This window comes from Schlesneria paludicola DSM 18645, assembly GCF_000255655.1.
Taxonomy (GTDB): Bacteria; Planctomycetota; Planctomycetia; order Planctomycetales; family Planctomycetaceae; genus Schlesneria; species Schlesneria paludicola.
Window position 1 is genome coordinate 864,698 of sequence record NZ_JH636435.1, and the last position, 19,648, is coordinate 884,345.

The following is a 19,648-nucleotide window of genomic DNA, read 5'->3' on the forward strand; positions in this document are numbered from 1 at the left end:
GTTACCGCATCACACGAAACGCGGACCATCTTCGCTCGACAAAACATCATTCATTTTTATTCGACGTCTTCTTGGACTGGTCCTGATCCTTCACAGGGTCTGGCTTCGCCTCAGGGGATTCGTCCCCCTCTTCGCGATCCGGCTGCTGCTGCAAATATTTCACAATCAGGGCGCGGGCAAAGTCCGCCAGTTCCGCCTGTTCGCGTGCCAGCTCTTCTTTCTCGGCCAACACCGATTCAGGAAGCTTGCCATCCTTGTCACGAAGCTTGTTGAGCAACTCAGTCCGCTCCAGATACTCTTCCTGCAGAGACTTGAGCAACTTCAATTGAGCCAGTTGCGGGATGGTGTCGCCGGGCGGCTGAGCCTCTTCGGGTTTGTCTGATTCGGGCTTGGGTTCCTGACTTAAGTCCTCCGGCTTTTCGGCGCCTTCTGCTGGCTTTTCAGGTTTCTTTTTCTCTTGCTTCAGCACCGCCAGCAAACTGTCGATCTTCCGCAGCCCTTCGTTCTCTAACGTCTGCGTCGGTCCCCCCGTCTCCTGTTCTCCCAGGCGATCCGCGGCCAATTTCAATGTTCGAGCCAGTCGCTTCAGCACGAGCGAGAACACCTCGGCCGAGGCCATCTGTTGCTGCATCTGCTCCGCCGCCACATGCAGCGAACGTTCCGTCTCCGCCAGATCCTTCAGCGTCTTCAACTGTCCACGGCTAAACGAATCTCGCTCGCCGCGGGCCTCATCCAGTCGCACCGTTTCGGCGAGCACCGTCTCTTGTCGAGACCGCAGCGATTTCAGCTCATCTTCGATCTTTTCAAGCTGCTCGAACGCCAGCCGCTCCTGTGCAATCCGCTTTTCAAGTACCAGTTCTCGTTCAACCTGCTCCAGATCCTCGAGCGCTTCGTCCATCGCCTGCGACATCTCTTCGCCGTCTTCGGCCTCCTGCGCATTCTTCATCATTTCCGTCAAACGCTTTCGAGCTTGATGCGCCGCGTCCGCCGGGCCATGCAGTCGCAGACGCTCCAGCTTCCGCTCCGCCTTCGCCATTCGCTCTGTCAGCTCTTCTTGCTGCTCCATCAACTGTTTGACTTGTTCCGTTTTCTCCATCGACTCGGGTTGCTTCGCGAGATCCTGCGCGCGATCCGCCAGATCCTGTTGCTCCTGCCGGATCTGTTGAAACTCTTGCTGCGCTTCCTCGGTTTGCTTCACGAACTGCTCAAGATCCTCTTGCGGCTGGCGCTTCATCATCCGCTCAACATCGCGAAGTTCATCCATCGCGCTTTGTTGAGCCTGAGTGGCCGAACCAAGCTTGTTGTCCGCAATGTCTTGAGCCGCCTCTTGAAGTTTGCTGGCCGTTTCCTGCTCGTTCAGTTGCTGGCCAACTTCTGACATTCGCTCGGCCGCGTCCTCATCACTCTTCCGCAACGATTCGGCCGTCTGCTGCAGTTGCTTTCGAAACTGGTCGAGTTGCTCCGACACCTTCAACTGACGTGCGGCGAGCTTGTTCAGCTCTGCCTTCTCCTGTTTCGTTAGCTCGGCGGCGGATTTGGTCAGCGTATTCTGCGCCATCTCGGCCGCTTCTTTCTGAACCGCTTCCTGCTCAGCAATGACGGAATCCAGATCGCGTGACACGTCGCGGCGATCGCGCCATTCCGATAGCGCCTCTTGAAGTTCCTGCAATGTTTCCAGAGCCCGGGTCTGATTCTCTTGTGCTTCGTTCAGCTCCGCAGTTGTTTGCTCCGAGAGATCCTGCTTCTGATCCCCTCGCGGAGCGGGCTTTGCCTTCGCTACGCCGCTCTGAGCCTCTTGCTTCTGGCCGTCTTGCGTTTGGTGCTCGTTCTTCTGCGGCTCGCCCTTTTCGCCACCTGCCTCTTTCGAGTCGGAAGGAACCGACGGAGTTGCCGATTCAGCCGTCTGTGATTCGGCCCCAGCAGGATCACTGGCCCGTGCCGGTTTCTTATCACCCGCCGTAGCGGGTCGAGTCGATTTCTCGGCCGCCGACTTCGTCGCGGAGTTTTCTGTCTCGGAAATGGATTCCTGCGGTCTTTCCAATGAACCGTCCGGCTTTCGCTGACTCTCGGCCGTCTTTTGAGCCGCCGTCAGCGCCCGCTCTACCGCTGGCAACTCTTCCTTTTCCAAACGTTCCAGCTCGTTGGCAAGTCGCGCCAAACGCGCTTCGGTCGCTTCGTCGTTCACGCGATTGCCCCGGAACTCGTCAAGCAACTTCCGGGCACGTGTCTCGACACCGTCGGCCGCATTCGTCAATCGCGATGCCGTCTGACGCTGATCAAGTTCCGTCCGCTGTAACTGGTCGAGATCCTGCGATCGGAATTCACCCACGTTTTCTAACTGGGTTTGCAGCTCTCGCGTCTGTTGACGAGCCCGTTGCTGCATTTCGGTCGCTTGCTTCAAATCGTCGTGCAAGTCACCCACGCGCGAGGCCAGCTCTTTTTGCTTCTCATCGCGCGACACGATGGTGATCGTCCGCGGAATACTCGACCCGATATGCGGCGGACCAATGTCACAATCATCAGTGGCCTCGCCGCGAAAGACGATTTGCGTTCCCGGCTGCAGACTCAAGTCGCTCATCTTCCAGACGTGCTCGACTTGCTGCTGCTGCGGACCAAGCCCAGACGGTTCGCCGACGCCGCTTGCCGCTGGACTGTCCCCTGCGGCCTCCGCAGCCGCCTGCCGTTGATACGTGTACAACGGAATCGTCTTTGTCGCCTCGTCGTCGCCAATTTGATAGCGAATCTGCACGTCGCGCAATCCCAGATCATCTTTCGCGAGGATCTGAATCGGCAGCTCCGCGTCTGCGGTAAGCGTGACATCGGTCACGGGCAACTCAATGGTCACGACAGGTACGCCATCGCCAATCCCTCGAAGCTCGTATCGCACCGGCTCATGATCGGTGAATCCGCGTTCATCCGTCAGTTCAAACCAATAATAATTTGCCGCGGCCTCTTTGATCTCAAAGGTGGCGGCCAACTCATGGCGGCCTGGATCAAGCGGAACATCAACCGCCGCCTGCGTACCGACATGGAGAACGGCGGACTTCAGCGGCTTGTCGCTGGTCGCCGTGACTTCGACCTTCGTCCCAATAAGCCCCTGAACGTGCCCAACGCCTGGCGGAAGAGTTTCTTTCGTCTGCAACGAATACGCTGGTGGCGTCACCGTGACCTGCAGAGATTCGAGGTTCGGAGGTTGAACGACTTCGATACGATAAAAGGGCATCGTTTCATCGTCACCACCACTGACCCGAAACTGCATCTCGCCCCGCGTTGCAATCCAGCTCAATACAGCCGTCTCGTGCGAGCGACCTTGCTCGTCACGAACGGTCGTTTGCCGTAACGTCTCCCGCGCGACCGGCCCCTCGTCACCCACCCGATACTCAAACCAGACACGCTCCGGCAACTTCCCTTTGCGATTTTTGACATACAGCTCCAGTGTGTCTCCGCGAGCGATTAAGAAAGGATGATCAGGATCAAACGTCGCCGACGACAGGTCTGCATGCACCAGTTGCAACTCGACGGCACGCGGCCAGGGGATCGGCGCGAAGGGAAACGCCAGCCGTTGAACCGACGTCACCGCTTCGGCGGGATGCAGAATGACCGTGATCGCCGTGATCGCCGTGACGACCAGACCCGCAAACGTGAGATTGCGAATCGCACCAGACTCAATCACATCCGCAGGTTCGATCCGCTCCAAATCCTTTAGGGCCTGCTTGACCACAACCTGCTGAAGTTCGCTGGAACCCAGACGCGAATCCAAGCGGTGTTCAAGAAACTCCACCGCGCTGACCACCCGGTTCTTCAAATCCGGAAAACGCTTCTCAACGCGCGCGGCAAGAAAAGTCCCGGTCAGTGACACGCGAAGGGGACCGATCAATTGCTTCCATAAGATCCATCCCGCCGCGCCCAATAGCCCCAGAGCAAAGACCAACCGCGTGCCCGATTCGTCGAAGTGAACGAACCAATCCAGCATCCCGGTAATCAGCAATCCGCCAAATACGACGACCGCCAGCGAACAGAGCCCCGAGATCCATGTCAGCAGCCGTACGCGACCCCGCAGATCCGCCAGATGCTCGCTGACGATGACTTCCTCGGTCGAGGCGCTCAGGACAGATTTGCGAAACGGGTGAGACCCCGGCATCAGTAACTCCTGGTTTTGTGCCTACATCACGCGTCGCGGCGCACGCTCGTCGGCAGTCAGAATTGTAGCGGCTCGATCAAGCGCCTGTAACACCCAAGCTCTCTCGATCTGCAGCCTGCCCGATCCGCTGCCTGTTAGAGCTGCGACGGTCCCCACGGTATGCGCGTCGCCGTGGCATGGCCGTTCGAATCGAGGCCCCTTCGCCATGACCAGCGACAGGTAAGGGAAGGCCACCAGTTCCGTCAGGGCGGCTCAGATGTTTCCAACTCTCCCGTTTGTACAGACATCCCAAACAGCGGTTGGCCAGGCTTCAACCCGCTCGAATTTCTGACTTGCCAATCTCGTCACGACGCCTAAAACTTTACAGAAGAGTCATTTTTTTGTATCATTGGAATCATGAAACGCACCGCAACCCCCGACCGAATCATCGACTCAGCCTTCCAGACCTTCTCGCAACGAGGCGTCCTCAAATCGAGCCTTGAGGACGTGGCGACCGCGGCAGGCCTGACGCGGGTGACGATCTATCGTCATTTTTCAAACAAAGAAGCACTCGTCGCGGCGGTTTGCCAGCGGATCTTGCGTCCGTTCGCTCACGCCGCCGCCATGGGCCCGACCGTCACGATGAAGCAGTACGACAACTGGCTGCTGGAGTTGCTCAAAGAACTGCGAGACTTGCCTGTCTCGCAATTTCTGCCATGCCTGGCCGAAATTCAAAACGCCTTTCCCGACATTCATCGGGAATTCCGACGCCAGCGAGAATCGGCCATCGAACAGATTTTCCAGAACGCAATGCGTGTGGTCCGCGAGGCGGGCTACTGGCGTGAGGAACTCAATCCACTGGTCGTTCAAGTCATATTTCGCTCATCGGTCATCGGACTGGGAGAAAATCCTCAAATTGTGTCTGCCGACATCAGCTATGAAGAACTGTGCCTGACCGTCATTGATGTGTTCCGCTATGGAACTTTGAAAGCCGATGCACGATGAATCGAGCGTCAATGAGTCGCGTTTCCAACTTGAATTGACCCATCGATCAACGTTCCGCGAGCAGGTCCACATGCCTGTTTGCGCTGTTCGTGAACCCGTCAGAACCGGGTGACAATGCCCTGTGCAACGCCATACGCATTGACCGCCCATCTCGATCATGACTCCTGCAAGGAACAGAGGGATGTCCAACCTGCCCAATCGCATTCCGCAGCCCAAAGCGTATCCGCTGTTGCGCAACCTGCCGTCAATCGATTCGAACACACCGGTTCAATCGATGATGGAATTGGCCAAACAATACGGTCCGTTCTTTCGGCTCGAATTCCCTGGTCGCGAACTATTCGTCGTCTGCTCGCAGGAACTGGTGAATGAACTCTGCGACGAACAGCGCTTCGACAAGAAAGTTCACGCCGCCCTTTGGAAGATTCGTGATTTCGCTGGGGATGGCCTGTTCACCGCCAATACGCAGGAACCAAACTGGTCGCTGGCCCATCGGATCTTGATGCCCGCATTCGGGCCGGCGTCGTTACAAGACATGTTCGACAGCATGGTCGACATTGCAGAACAGATGCTGCTGAAATGGGAACGTGAGGGCCCCGCACACGCAATCGATGTCGCTGACAACTTCACGCGATTGACACTCGACACCATCGCACTCTGTGCGTTCGACTATCGCTTCAACAGCTTCTACGAGCGAGAACTGCACCCATTCGTCGGAGCGATGGTCCGCGCCCTGAACGAATCCGGCCGTCGTTCGCGAAGACTGTCTTTGCAGACGCGACTGATGCTGATTACACAGCGGCAGTACACCGAAGACATCCGGGTGATGCACCAGGTTGCAGACGAACTGATTGCCGAGCGCCGCAAGAATCCCGCTCCCGATGTCAAAGACCTGCTCAATCGCATGCTGCTGGCCGCCGATCCCATTACGGGCGAACGACTGAGCGACGAAAACATCCGCTATCAAATGGTAACATTCCTGATCGCAGGTCATGAAACCACCAGCGGAATGCTGTCGTTCACCCTGTATGAATTGCTCCAGAATCCAGAATGCCTGGCCAAGGCGCGGGCCGAGGTCGAAGCGGTGCTGGGAAATGAGAGTCCCCGGTTCGAACACCTTTCGCGGCTCGTCTACCTGGATCAGGTTCTGAAAGAATCGCTTCGGCTCTGGCCAACGGCCCCCGCGTTCGCCGTTCATCCCAAGGCCGAACAGGAAATGCTCGGCGGATGCTATCCGATCCAACAGGGACAAGTCCTGTTTGTCCTCTTGCCCATGCTGCATCGCGATCCTCTGGTCTGGGGCGATGATGTCGAGACCTTCAATCCTGATCGCATGGCCCCAGAACTCTTTGAACAACTGCCTCCCAACGCCTGGAAGCCGTTCGGCAACGGACAGCGAGCCTGCATCGGCCGGCCGTTTGCCATGCAAGAGGCACTACTCATCCTGGCTATGATCCTGCAGCGATTTGACCTGGCAAAAGTCGACGCAAACTATCAGTTGAAAGTCAAAGAAACGCTAACACTGAAGCCCGAGGGCTTCTTTGTCACCGCCAAAAGACGCAGCGCCTTCGCCACGGCTCCGATGCGCCGCGCCACGCAGGCAGTCGCCTCCGCAACCGCTCAGGTCGCTGCGGTGACGGAACCGCTCGATTCTGCCAAAACACCAATGCAGGTCTTGTTCGGTTCCAACAGCGGATCATGTGAATCGTTCGCACAACGGATCGCGACCGAGGCGCATCGACACGGCTACCGTGCCACGACCGCACCGCTGGATTCTGCCGTCGATCACCTTTCGAAAGACGGCCCTGTCATCATTGTCACAGCCACCTACGAGGGACAACCGCCAGACAATGCACGCCAATTTGTGGGCTGGCTCGACAGCCTGCCCCCTGGCGCGTGCGACGGAGTTCATTTCGCGGTCTTCGGATGTGGCAACCGCGACTGGACGCGTACCTATCAGGCGATCCCCAAGCGAATCGATTCGGGACTTACCGCCGCCGGTGCCTCACGGCTCGTTGACCGCGGGGAAGCCGACGCCCGAGAAGGGCTGTTCAGTGCCTTCGACGCCTGGTCCGCGACGCTCTGGAACACGATCGGGCTTGCCAAGAACACTGACCCGAACCCCAGCACAACCCACCCCGCACTCGAAATCGAATTCGTCTCCGCGACTCGCGACCCGCTGCTACGCGTCAACCACCTGGAGACCGGATTCGTCGTCGAGAACCGTGAACTCGTGAATCTCTCGTCGCCCATCGGACGCTCGAAACGCCATCTGGAAATCACCCTGCCCACCGGAATGAAATATCGGTCCGGCGATTACCTGGCCGTATTGCCGACAAATCCCCCCGAGAACGTTGATCGCGTCCTGCGCCGATTCGGCCTGTCGTATGATGCACAGATCATGATTCACCGCAGCGATGCCGTGCAGACCTTCCTGCCGACCGACCAGCCCGTCATGATCGGGGAACTCATTTCCAGCTATGTCGAACTGGGTCTCGCCGCGACGCCTCTCCAAATCGAACAGCTCGCCGTCGCGACTCCATGTCCCCCCGAAAAGAAACAACTTGAACGGTGGATCGCCGACAAGTCGGCGTATACGGAGGAGATTCAGAACAAGCGTGTCAGCATTCTCGATCTGCTCGAACGGTTCGCTTCGTGCGGCCTCCCTCTCGCCGCCTACCTGCAAATGCTGCAGCCACTCAAACCGCGGCAGTACTCGATTTCGTCGTCACCGCTCTGGAGCCCCGATCACTGCACACTCACGCTCTCGGTGATCAGTGGCACGTCCTGGTCAGGGCAGGGGACATACTTCGGCGTCGCATCGAACTATCTGGCCCAGGCCAAACCAGGCACCAAAGTCGCCGTGGCCGTCCGTCCCTCAAATCCTGGCTTTCACCTGCCCGATCACAACACGCAACCGATCATCATGGTCGCCGCAGGCTCAGGGGTCGCCCCCTTTCGAGGCTTCATTCAGGAACTCGCCCTTCGCGGCACACCCAATGGCGTCGCGCCATGCTCCGTACTGCTTTATTACGGCTGCTGTCATCCGGACGTCGACTACCTGTACCGAGACGAATTTTTGGCATGGGAACAAGAGGGATTCGTGCAATTGCGCCCAGCTTTCTCGCGACTTGACGGCTCGGCAAAGCAATACGTTCAAGATCGACTTTGGACGGAACGGGCAGAGGTCATGAACCTCATTGAGAATGGAGCAAAAATCTTCGTCTGTGGCGAAGGCCGCAAGATGGCCCCCGCCGTCCGCGAAACCTTCGGACGCATGCATCAGGAACGAACGGGCGCCGATGACACCAACGTCGAAAGATGGTTGACAAATCTGGAAAGCAGCATCCGCTACGTCGTGGATGTGTTTGGATAAGGCATTGTGGTAACGCAGTAGGTGCGTTCGGTAACGCAGCTTCGCTTCGAAACGACGACGAAAGCCGCCATACCATCCCCGGTATCCAACATCTCTTGTGGGCCACTGGCTGTGCCAGTGCCAGTCGATTTGCAAGCAAGGAACACCGTTCGTTGGGAAGCAATCTTCAATCAGAAAAAAGCTCGACTGAAGGGTTCATCAACATCCATCACGGCCCCGTTCTGGATCAATGCGGATCGGGCATTGGCATAGCCAATGGCACAAAGATTAGCGGACATAGCCTTCCGATTCGCGGCCCCGGAAATCCCAAACTTGTGGGCTTCGTCCGCTGATTCCTTGCCTTGAACGACAACACTCCGCGCGGACCAAGCCTTCATTATTGAGACGAGCCCGCGTCATCCTTCTTGATTGAGCAGATCAATCATTTCGCGCAGACGTGCCGAATCGCGGCGATTGAAGTGCAGTGCCAGTCTCCACAAGTCGCGGGTCGAATCATCTTCCATTTCGAACAGGTGAATCTCGGTCCGCTCAATCGTCCCGCTGGTCAGGATGTCTTTGAATTCGGCATTCAATTTCGCCAGCAACTCGTCACTGACGGGGTTGTGCAACCGAAGAATTAGCCGGTCTCGGATGTAACGCATGCTGTCGTAATTGCGGTAGAAGTTGGTCACTTCCTGCACGGCCACATCAATGCTGTCTGTCAACCGAACCAGCGACAGGTCGTGCGGGCTGATCAATTTCCGCGCGAGAAGTTCTTTGCGAATGAACTCAAACCAATTTGCCCAGTACGTTCCGCCTGGACTCTCGACACACACGATCGGCATCAAGTCCCGCTTCCCGGTCTGCACAAGAGTCAGCACTTCAAACAGTTCGTCCTGTGTTCCGAAACCGCCTGGGAAGAGCACCACGGCGTGAACTTCTTTGACGAACATCAGCTTGCGAGTGAAGAAATACCGAAACGTCACCAGCTTGGCGTCGTTGTTGATGACCGGATTCGCTTCCTGCTCGAACGGCAACATGATGTTGACGCCCATCGACATCGCCGCACCGGCGCCCTGATGAGCCCCCTCCATGATGCCGCCGCCCGCACCGGTCACAACCATCCAGCCCAACTCGGCCATCTTGCGACCGCACTCGACTGACGCCAGGAAATCGGGATGATCTGGCGCCGTTCGCGCTGAACCGAACACCGTAACTTTCTTCACATTGCGAAACGGAGTGAACACCTTGAAGGCATAACGCAATTCCTTCAGCGCCCGACTCAGAATTTTCAGATCGCCTCGTGATGCCTGATCGACCCCCAACTTGTCGGCAGTCTCTTTGATTTCGGCGATCAGTGCGGCCCGTGCATCAAGCTCGAACTTGGAGGGAATTGGTCCGGGGATCGTATTCGACGCCGAATTGATCGGTAAATCAGCTTCAGAACTCATAGAAATAACTCGTCAGCAAAAGCGCAAGTCGATGCGAAGGCAGATCGCGTCTTGATCATTAAATGCAGAACTCGTGAAATTTCAAACGGGAATCAATCCGTCGATAGACTCTTCGCCAGCAAACCGAACGAGCCGGTCGGACATGCTCAAGAACTTGCCAGGACCAAGCGTCGGTGCCACTAACCATCGACCGCATCCAAGGCTTGAGACCGGGTTTGGTACACGGCCCAAACGGTGTCGAGACGGGTCAGCGACAGTAATTCCAGCATCATTTTACTGGCGCAGCAAAGCACCATTTCACCGCTTCGATTCTTAACGGCCTTATGGCATCGCAGCAGAAACGACATGAACAGCGAACTGCACGATGGCACATCCGTCAGATCGATCACGAGCATTGGTGACTCGTGCCCTTCGATCAGATCGGTCATCATCACCGCCACTTCGTCCAGCAAATCGCTCGACAGGCTGTTGATATCGCCCACCGGCGAAATGACGATCGTTCCACCCGTTATTTCCACCCGAAATGCGTCACTGGCAGCGGCCATTTGCGATCCCTCAACCATCCAGAACGAGAATCCCTTCCACGCAACGTTGTTCGCCGCACGATGCGCAGTTTATCGCTGATCGCAACCACACACAACAACCGCGACCACACGGATCCGTTACGTCTCATGAGACGCGACGGATCCGTTGGCTGCGGTGATCGGTCGACGGCAATGGTCGGGCGACTGTGGCAATCGGGCGACTGTGGCAATCGGCTGTGCAGGCCGAGACCTTGCCTCCCTTATCGCGTTGGTAGCTGATACCCGTGACTATTCAGTCGAATCCGGTACAGACTGGCACCCGCCGTAATATAGAGCAGATTCGAGTCCGCCCCTCGTCCGAACCCGACGTTCGTGGGAACTTCCGTTTTGATGTAGGCCAGTTCTGCACCCTCGGGACTGTAGACATAAATGCCCGGCCGATTTTCCGCCCGCACCGCCACGTACAAATTGCCATCCTTGTCGACAATCAATCCGTCCGGCCCGTCATACGGGGCATAGTCCACCAGCGTCTTGCGGTACTTGGCCGTCCCATCCTCGGCAAGGTCATACGCCATTAGGGCCATGTATCCCTTGCGAAGCGGCGTTTCCACTTTGTCCGATTGGCTGGCCGTTCCCCGTTTCAGCCGATCAATGGCGGTCGACCCGTTGTCGTTGCTGACCACATACAAGGTTTTCTGATCCGGCGAGATCGCCACACCGTTCGGCTTTCCCGCGTCCGAAACGATGCGATGAATCGTCCCATCCGTGTCGATGCGATAGACCGCCTGGATCGACTGATCGAGCGGCTCATGCCCCAGATAACGCGGATCGCTGAAGTAGATTCGCCCCTTTTCATCGATCGTGATGTCATTCGGTGAATTGAGCGGTCGCCCCTCAAACATCCCGGCGATGATGTAGGACTTCTGGGTTTTCATATCCGTCCGCGTCACGCGGCGACCGCCATAATCCGCCCCCTCCGCCACGATCATGTTTCCGCTCGCATCGAACTTGATCCCATTCGACATGCCACTGGGCGACCGAAAGATCGTGGTCTTGCCCGTCGTGGGATCAAACTTCCAGATGTATCCGGCTTCAATCACGCCGTTCTTATCGCGTGCCACATGCGAAAACGTGATCTCACTGAAATAGACCATCCCGTCCGGTGCAACGCAGACCCCTTCGGTCAGCACTTTCGACTCGAACAGTTTTTCAACCTGAGCGCCGGGCGGAACAATCGGGGGAGCCGACGATGCCAGACGGCAATCCGCGGCAAGCCCCCCCGCAAGCAACACAACGTAACGCGAGACACGCACCAGACGCGAACGATTCGTCATGGACAGTTTCCTCAGGTTCGAAATGTGAGTTTTGGATTGGAGAAATCCAGACGCCACCATAGTCAGCGGCCAGGTTGACATCAACTCGCGGCCACGAGCGAACGAGTCAAGATTTAACGAAAACACCGGCCACGGCGACGTCCGTGCTCGGCCATTGGCCTCAGTGCGATCGTAAAAACTGCGCATTCCGCCTGAATCAACCGCCCTAACATCCAACAATCGCTCCCTTTGCAACGGTGCCTTACAAAAAAACCATTTCCCACGACCTTTGACAGATAAATCAAGTTGAATAGCATTCAGCCTGAAATCCGTGTCTAATCTGCCGCCCCAAATAGGGTAAAACCGTCCCAGCGGTGCTCCAAACCTGAATCGACACGCTGATGAACTCGCCGCGAGCAGGCCAACAATCCTGCGGGCGATGTCCATGAACCTGTCAGGACAGGGTGGCTGTACCCAATAGTCCAAGCCGCGATGCGCTTTGCTTTCGGAGAAGCTCCCGATGTCTGGCGAAAATATTCAAAGTGTTCTGCAAGAAACCCGCTCATTCCCTCCTTCTGCTGAATTCACGAAACAGGCGCACATCAGCACCGAAGGCCAATACGACTTGATGTGGAACCGTGCCAAAGTCGACCCGGCCGGATTCTGGGGCGAACTGGCGAACAACCTGCAATGGTTCAAAAAGTGGGACCACGTCCTGCAAGGAGCGATGCCCGAGACGAAGTGGTTCACGGGCGGAAAAATCAATGCCAGTGCCAACTGCATCGATCGCCACCTGACAACCTGGCGAAAGAACAAAGCGGCAATCATCTGGGAAGGGGAACCGGGCGACACCCGCGTGCTGACCTTCCAGGATCTGCATCGCGAAGTCTGTAAATTCGCCAACGTCCTGACAAAACTCGGCATCAACACCGGCGATCGCGTGATGCTGTACATGCCCATGATCCCGGAACTGGCCATCGCCATGCTGGCTTGCGCCCGCATCGGCGCCACGCATTCGATCATTTTCGGCGGATTCAGCGCCGACGCCGTCGCCGACCGTAGCAACGACGCCCAGGCCAAACTGATCGTCACCGCCGATGGAAGCTGGCGCCGCGGCAAAGAAATCACCCTGAAGCAAGCCGTGGATCAAAGCCTCGAAAAATCGCCAACCGTCGAACGCGTCGTGGTCGTCCGCCGCACGGGCAGCCCCGTCCAGATGGTGCCCGATCGTGACTACTGGTGGCATGACCTGATGGCGGATGTTTCGCCGGATTGTGATCCGGTCCCGCTCGACTCCGAGCATCCCCTGTTCATCCTTTACACGTCCGGCAGCACCGGTAAGCCCAAGGGCGTCCTGCACACGACAGCCGGCTATCTGCTTGGCACGATGATGACGTCGAAATGGGTTTTCGACCTGAAGGACGAAGACACGTACTGGTGTACCGCCGACATCGGCTGGATCACGGGCCACAGCTATATCGTCTATGGCCCGCTGGCCAACGGCACTACCACGGTGATGTTCGAAGGAGCCCCCAACTGGCCGAATGAGGGCCGCTTCTGGGAGATCATCGAGAAGTACAAAGTCAACATCTTCTACACCGCCCCCACGGCTATCCGCGCCTTCATCAAATGGGGTGACCACTGGCCCGCGAAGTACGATCTATCCAGCCTCCGGTTGCTCGGCTCGGTCGGGGAACCGATCAACCCCGAAGCCTGGATGTGGTACCACAAGGTCATCGGACAGGAACGCTGCCCGATCGTCGATACCTGGTGGCAGACCGAGACCGGTTCCATCATGATCGCGCCGCTGCCCGGAATCACAGCCACCAAGCCCGGTAGCTGCACACGCCCCTTGCCGGGTGTCGTGGCCGATATCGTCGACAAAGATGGCGTCAGCCTTGGCCCCAATGAAGGGGGCCTGCTGGTGATGCGGCAACCATGGCCTTCCATGCTGCGAACTCTGTATGGCGATCACGACCGATTCAAGCAGACCTATTTCAGCACAATCGCTGGCTGCTATTTCGCGGGCGACGGCGCACGCAAAGATACGGATGGCTATACGTGGGTCATGGGCCGAGTCGACGACGTGCTGAACGTCGCCGGGCACCGCTTGAGCACCATGGAAGTGGAATCCGCGCTGGTCGCTCACCCGCTTGTCGCCGAGGCGGCCGTCGTCGGCTTCCCACACGAAATCAAGGGGGAAGGGATCTGCTGCTTCGTCACCTTGAAGAACGGTGAAGGAAGCGAAGCGTTCGAGAAGGAACTGACGAACCACGTTCGCAAACAGATCGGAGCCCTGGCCACGCCAGACAAGATCCGATTCACCCCCGCGCTGCCGAAGACACGCAGCGGAAAAATCATGCGCCGCCTGCTCCGCGATATCGCCGCTGGCCGCGAATCCGCAGGCGACACCACAACCCTGGAAGACATCACCGTCCTCGCAAAGCTCCGCGAACAAGAAGAATAACCCGCCCCGCGAGCACCCCCTCTCGTTACCAAGCTCCCGCTTGGTAACGCGTCTTCCCACCCGACATCTACCGGACGGAAAGACGCCCTCGTCCAAGAAAAAAAGGCCGTCGAGCTTGTTGCTCGACGGCCTTTTTTACTTCTTCTTTTGTCTCCGATTTTCCGTGCCTCCGTGCCTCTCAATCAGCCGATGAACCCACGTTCCACACAAAGCGTCCATCGGAACCACACATCCCCGTTCCTGCCCGAAACGAGAACCGTTCGGCAGCCTCGACCATCCCAATTAGCATGGCGAACAGGTGCCAATTTCCAAGGCCATCAGTTCAACCACAAGCAAAACAAGCAGCCCCAGTCCAGCACCTCCAACACGCGTCTTCCAAACCCTCATTGACAATCATAGTTCTACATATATAAACTTACCTCAGTAAACGACAAAGGACGCCACCCCGTCGGAATCACCGCGATGTCGAAAACCAAACTCGGCCGACTGCAGACTCGGATCATGCAAGTCCTATGGGAACGTCGGCGAGCCACCGCCCGCGAGATTACGGAAACCCTCAACCAGGAAGAAGAGGTCGCACACAGCACGGTTCAAACACTGCTGCGACAACTGGAAGAGAAGGGCTCACTGACCCACCAGGTCGAAGAGCGAACGTTTATTTATGTCCCACTCGTCGAACAGCAAAGTGTTGCCAAGAGCGCAACACGCGAACTGATCGAACGAATCTTCGGCGGCCAGGCCTCGGGCCTCGTCTCGTACCTGCTCAAAGAAGAAAAGATCCCTCCCAAGGAACTGGAAGCGATTCGCAAGCTGATCGAAGAAAAAGAAAAACGTGGTAAGTAACCGGGCTCGAATTCATTTCGTGCTGCGAACAGTGAATTGGCCTGTCCTCGTTGCCAAGCTCCCGCTTGGCAACGCTTCCGATAAGTAGACAACCAGTGCAAGGGGCCCCGGCCACTTCATGGCTCGACAGAAGACAAGATCACAAGAGGCGTTACCAACGCGGGAGCTTGGTGACATGAAAACGCGATCCGTAGTCGCCGCCGTTCAGTTCTCTCACCACATCACCGGGTGACGCCCATGACGAATCTCTTTTTCTCGTCGTACGACCAGCACCTTCAGTGGACCATGGCACTCGGCCTCAGCCTTCTGCTGCAGACCGGTTTGGTCATCGGATTTGGATTGCTCGCCGCGAGAATCCTCCGTCACCAGGGTGCCGCGCTGCAATCTGCGATTCTGCGGACCACGCTGCTCGCCACCCTGTTTTGTCCCATCGCGTCCTGGTTCCTCGCCTCAGCGGGGATTTCCGGATTCCGCATCGACCTGGCCTCACACAATCAGAACACGAATCCACGCCCCGTCGTCGCACCCACATCGCCGGAAGACGCAACAATCGTTCAGCAAGCTGGTCCCACCACGATTAACGAAGCCCCCCCATTTCCCGACACAACGACCGTTCAATTCCCCACACCTGTCATCCCGATGCTCGGGCAAGATTCCCCAGTCGAGCCCACCACATCCCCTCCGACCGATCCGCCATTCGGCGCTATCGAAACCCGCGCCTGGCAGCCCGGCGTCGATTCCCCGGACCATCGGTCCAGGTGGCGAACTTCGTATCGCATCGTGATCGTGATCTGGTCTTTGATGAGCAGCCTGCTCCTGGCTCGTCTCGTGATCGCCAATCTCGTGATGTGGCGACTGCGAAGCGAATCTGGCCCGGCACCGGCTGAAATTCTGCGAGAATGCCAATCCATCGCGATTCAAATGGGGATCACCGCACCGCCCGTTCTGATCAATGCCTCACTCAGCAGCCCCTGTCTTACGGGACTCTGGCGACCGACCATCATGCTTCCGGCAGAACTCCAGCCGCTCGGTCTCCACGTGCTGGCACATGAACTGGCTCATTTGAAACGAGGAGACTGCGGATGGAGTTTGATTGGCCACCTGTTGACCGCACTTGTTCCCTGGCAACCGTTGGCATGGTGGCTTGCCCGACGATTGGAACAGATTGCTGACGAAGTGTGTGACGATTACGTCGTGGCTCACAACTTTGACCGCGTGTCGTACGCCCGCGAACTGCTCGCCATAGCCGAGCGTTTCCCCGCATCCTGGTCCACGACAACGACCGCTGTCGGCATTGCAGACTACAAATCGTGTTTGGGCCGACGCGTTCAACGAATCCTAGACGGCGCACGCAACGTCTCATTCCAGACAAAGCGAACGCCGCTCGTCTTCGTCATCGTCGCAGCAGCCTGCGCGACGATGTTGGCCAGCTTGCTTGGTGCGTCGGCGAACGAGAAACCGTCTCGTGACGACGCGAGCAATGAACACGCGGCAGCGGCTCCAAAAGCAAACGACGCGGCAGAAACGGTCATGGTGACGGGAACGGTGCTCACCCCCGATGGCACGCCTGCAGTCGGGGCAACCGTTCGTGCGCTGCACCGCGTCTCACCCGAGCTCCGACCACTCCTTCCCGCCGATTTCGTTCCCACCCTGTACGAAACGCAGACGAACACCGAGGGACAATTCTCGATCTCGGTCAGTCGAGACGCGGTCACCGACCATCGGATTCCACTCAATCAGCGATCCCAGTCTGGGAATTCCATCCAGTTCGCCGCCGCACTCAGGGGCTTTGGTGTCGCCTGGAAGGAATTGTCAGACCTTGAAGCCAATCAAGACGTGACGCTGAATCTGGTCGATAACAGCCCCCTGCGTGGCCAAATTCTTGATCCAGCCGGACGACCACTCAAAGGAGTTCAACTCAGTCTGAACGAGGTCTACGACATTCCAGCCGACACGTCACTGGTCACCTGGTGGGCCACGGCGGAATACTACGAACTTCCCTTCGTCAAGATTCATCCCCGCCGCCCGCGGTCCGCACCGGCACGCCTTCTCGGAATGCAAGCCCCAGTGACTTCCGACGCGAATGGATGCATCGAGCTCCACGGCCTCGGCGCGAACCGTGGTGTCGTCCTGACACTAAGGGGCGAGAACATCGCAATCCACAATTTCGTCGCCCTGTCGCGGGACTTGAAACAGGAAGAACAGACCAACCTATCAAGTCGAATGCACATCCCGACCTATGGACAGGACTTCACACTGACTACCGCTCCCAGTCGTTCGATCGACGGCGTGATCGTGGATTCACGCACTGGTGAACCACTGTCTGGAGTCCAGGTGGACTACCACATTCCCGGCAATCCGATTGCGAATCGCGCCCGGTTGGCTCCCACCGTCACCTCCGACAGAATGGGACATTTTCGACTGACGGGCATTCCGAGGTTACCCGAGGCACTGCTGTGCCTGAGGCCTAATCACGAACGTCCCTACCTGCCTCGGCGAATTCCCGTCACCGATTTCGATGAGCGGAAGTCGACCGCAATGTCGATCGAACTGCATCAAGGAATCTGGATCAGCGGCCGCGTTGTCGACAAAGTGACACGCGAACCTGTGTCGGGCGTCAGCATGCATTATCTCCCCTACGAAGACAACACGTTCGCGATCCCCCTGCCAGAATTTGCCGGAGATGATCCACCAGATTTGATCCTCGAACAATACCTCACTGATTTCGACGGCCGTTATCGCCTTGTCGGGCTGCCCGGTCCCGCCGTGATTGGCGCGAACAAGGATCGCGCGAACTATATCCCGGGAACCGGATTCCAAGCCCTTCGTCAAGAAGAGAGACACTTGCAGCATCTACTGAAGACCTGGCCAAACCCCAAACGTCCGTCGCGCGACTGGCCCCTATCGCTGCACGAAATCAATCCGACTCTGGCGCAGCCGAATGTGGAAGCGAATCTCGAACTCGATCCCGGACTGCACCTGACACTACGAATCGTCGACGAAGCCGGATCACTCGTCGAAGGTGCAACCTTCTTCGGACTCGACAAAACGCTCACCATCAAAGGAAATGCCGTCCGCACCATCGAGCACATGCCTCGTGGAACCATATTGGACCTGCTCGTTCAGCACCACGAACGCAGCATCGGAGCGACCATTCAGATTGAACCGCGAGAAACTCTCAACGAAGCGACGATTCGCCTCTTGCCGCTTGCGACGGTGACGGGACGATTGCTCCATGCGGATCGCCCAATGCCCGATTTGACAATCCGAGTGTTTCGCAAATCGAAAGACTTGAATGAACGGTGGCTACCAACAACGTTCATCACGGATCGGGATGGACGCTTCCGGTGTGAGCTGGTCCCTGGCGGCAATTATCATCTTGTCGCAGAAGGTCCGGGCATCATCGGGAATTTTGCCAGAATCACGAAGGACGTCGTCACGGCCGACGAGCCGCTGGATCTTGGCGATTTGAAATTGGGGCTCTACGGGACGTTCGAATCGGTCGCGAGCGCAACCATCGAGGGCGACGCACCACAACCCGCGATTCCTACGTATGACTTCGAGGGACAAGTCATCGGCCCGTACGGGCACCCCGTTCATCACGCGCGAATCTTCATCGGTTCCACTCGACTTTTTTCCCGCGACACCGATCAACTGGATCTCCATGCCATCACCGATAAGGATGGCTGCTTCCAATTCTCACTGCCTGCCTCGGACAACGGTCGTTCGTACGAAACCGCGGAATTGATCGCAGCCGCCAAAGAGTTCGGATTCGTCACCGTTCCCGCGATCGCCTGCGAAACCACAGGCAAATTAAGAGAAAAACTTCCCGAGACCGCCCGAGCGACACTGGAAAAGCGATTCCCGAAAACGCCACGAGTTCTCTACCTCCGCGCCAACGAACGGCCACTGAATCGGTCCTTCATGAAAAAGGAACAGTTCGATCTCGAACCCTGATCGACACTCCAGCATCAATCACCGATGACCGTGTCTGAGAGTATTTCCTCGTTTCCAACCTCTCGCGTGGAAACGAGGAAACGGCACACAAATCTGAAGCGTTCGCACCTCTGCTTCTCCGTGCCTCCCTCACACCGCTTCGCCCACCTCCATCAAGACGCCCCGTCGGCCCCCAATAAAACCACAGCGAGTCTTCCAAACGATTGGAACATTGGCCGTGACGCGCTCCGCAGAGATCGTATGATGGCGAGAACGCGGTCAACAGACGCGCCCATAAACGTCGTCAGCGTCGGAAAGGAGCTTGATTATGACATTCGACAAAGCCCGCAACTCCGGAATGGCTGCGAGCAGAGTTCGCGTCGCTGCTCGCAGTTCGCCCAAGCTTCCTCTGGCAAGATCCGCATCCTTCAAAGGACAAGCAGAATCCATATTGCTCAAGATGCTCAATCAAGGCGATCAAACTGCGAAAGCAATGAACACACCTAAGTCATTGCCAAATCAGATGATCGGGAACAAGCCGATCAAACGGATCATGAAGATCAAATTTTCTGGCCCTTCGGACCTTGATGTCATCGTTCACAATGGGGGATTGACGCAATTTCATCGCTGAAAACGC

10 protein-coding genes are annotated in these 19,648 nt (G+C 57.3%); 6 read left to right on the forward strand and 4 right to left on the reverse strand.

The genetic code is table 11. The features are described 5' to 3' along the window. Positions 1-46 precede the first annotated feature (46 nt). A complete protein-coding gene (locus OSO_RS0121115) occupies positions 47-4,141 on the reverse strand; it encodes a hypothetical protein (protein ID WP_010585127.1) in 4,095 nt (1,364 codons plus the stop codon). Between the two features lie 396 nt (positions 4,142-4,537). Here OSO_RS0121115 and OSO_RS0121120 point away from each other — a divergent pair, with 396 nt between their 5' ends. Beyond that, positions 4,538-5,125, forward strand: coding sequence for a TetR/AcrR family transcriptional regulator (locus tag OSO_RS0121120; protein WP_010585128.1), 588 nt, complete (start codon positions 4,538-4,540; stop codon positions 5,123-5,125). A 181-nt stretch (positions 5,126-5,306) separates the two neighbouring features. Then, positions 5,307-8,498, forward strand: a complete 3,192-nt coding sequence (locus OSO_RS0121130; RefSeq protein ID WP_010585129.1) for a bifunctional cytochrome P450/NADPH--P450 reductase — start codon at positions 5,307-5,309, stop codon at positions 8,496-8,498. A 395-nt stretch (positions 8,499-8,893) separates the two neighbouring features. On the opposite strand, the gene OSO_RS0121140 is transcribed toward OSO_RS0121130, so the two are convergent. From OSO_RS0121140 to OSO_RS44465, 3 genes are all read right to left on the reverse strand, one after another. Continuing rightward, a complete protein-coding gene (locus OSO_RS0121140) occupies positions 8,894-9,928 on the reverse strand; it encodes an LOG family protein (protein WP_010585131.1) in 1,035 nt (344 codons plus the stop codon). Positions 9,929-10,107: 179 nt separating this feature from the next. Then, entirely contained in the window at positions 10,108-10,473 is a 366-nt protein-coding gene (locus OSO_RS0121145; protein WP_029247283.1) for an STAS domain-containing protein, read from the reverse strand. Between the two features lie 239 nt (positions 10,474-10,712). Continuing rightward, positions 10,713-11,786, reverse strand: coding sequence for an SMP-30/gluconolactonase/LRE family protein (locus tag OSO_RS44465; protein WP_063710435.1), 1,074 nt, complete (start codon positions 11,784-11,786; stop codon positions 10,713-10,715). A gap of 499 nt (positions 11,787-12,285) precedes the next feature. On the opposite strand from OSO_RS44465, the gene acs reads away from it, so the two are divergent. From acs to OSO_RS0121170, 4 genes are all read left to right on the forward strand, one after another. Then, positions 12,286-14,232, forward strand: coding sequence for an acetate--CoA ligase (gene acs / locus OSO_RS0121155; RefSeq protein ID WP_010585134.1), 1,947 nt, complete (start codon positions 12,286-12,288; stop codon positions 14,230-14,232). A 462-nt stretch (positions 14,233-14,694) separates the two neighbouring features. Then, complete coding sequence (locus tag OSO_RS0121160) at positions 14,695-15,075, forward strand: BlaI/MecI/CopY family transcriptional regulator (RefSeq protein ID WP_010585135.1); 381 nt, start codon at positions 14,695-14,697, stop codon at positions 15,073-15,075. 237 nt (positions 15,076-15,312) lie between these two features. Next, positions 15,313-19,032 carry a M56 family metallopeptidase gene (locus tag OSO_RS0121165; protein ID WP_010585136.1) on the forward strand — a complete coding sequence of 1,240 codons (3,720 nt, stop codon included), beginning with the start codon at positions 15,313-15,315 and terminating at the stop codon, positions 19,030-19,032. 307 nt (positions 19,033-19,339) lie between these two features. Next, entirely contained in the window at positions 19,340-19,642 is a 303-nt protein-coding gene (locus tag OSO_RS0121170) for a hypothetical protein (RefSeq protein WP_010585137.1), read from the forward strand. Positions 19,643-19,648 lie beyond the last annotated feature (6 nt).

Bases quoted from the DNA above. Each gene is read 5' to 3' on its own strand.
- OSO_RS0121160 (WP_010585135.1), top strand. From the start codon at position 14,695: ATGTCGAAAACCAAACTCGGCCGACTGCAGACTCGGATCATGCAAGTC.
- OSO_RS0121145 (WP_029247283.1), bottom strand. From the start codon at position 10,473: ATGGCCGCTGCCAGTGACGCATTTCGGGTGGAAATAACGGGTGGAACG.
- OSO_RS0121170 (WP_010585137.1), top strand. From the start codon at position 19,340: ATGACATTCGACAAAGCCCGCAACTCCGGAATGGCTGCGAGCAGAGTT.
- OSO_RS0121130 (WP_010585129.1), top strand. From the start codon at position 5,307: ATGTCCAACCTGCCCAATCGCATTCCGCAGCCCAAAGCGTATCCGCTG.
- OSO_RS0121120 (WP_010585128.1), top strand. From the start codon at position 4,538: ATGAAACGCACCGCAACCCCCGACCGAATCATCGACTCAGCCTTCCAG.
- OSO_RS44465 (WP_063710435.1), bottom strand. From the start codon at position 11,786: ATGACGAATCGTTCGCGTCTGGTGCGTGTCTCGCGTTACGTTGTGTTG.
- OSO_RS0121115 (WP_010585127.1), bottom strand. From the start codon at position 4,141: ATGCCGGGGTCTCACCCGTTTCGCAAATCTGTCCTGAGCGCCTCGACC.
- acs (WP_010585134.1), top strand. From the start codon at position 12,286: ATGTCTGGCGAAAATATTCAAAGTGTTCTGCAAGAAACCCGCTCATTC.
- OSO_RS0121140 (WP_010585131.1), bottom strand. From the start codon at position 9,928: ATGAGTTCTGAAGCTGATTTACCGATCAATTCGGCGTCGAATACGATC.
- OSO_RS0121165 (WP_010585136.1), top strand. From the start codon at position 15,313: ATGACGAATCTCTTTTTCTCGTCGTACGACCAGCACCTTCAGTGGACC.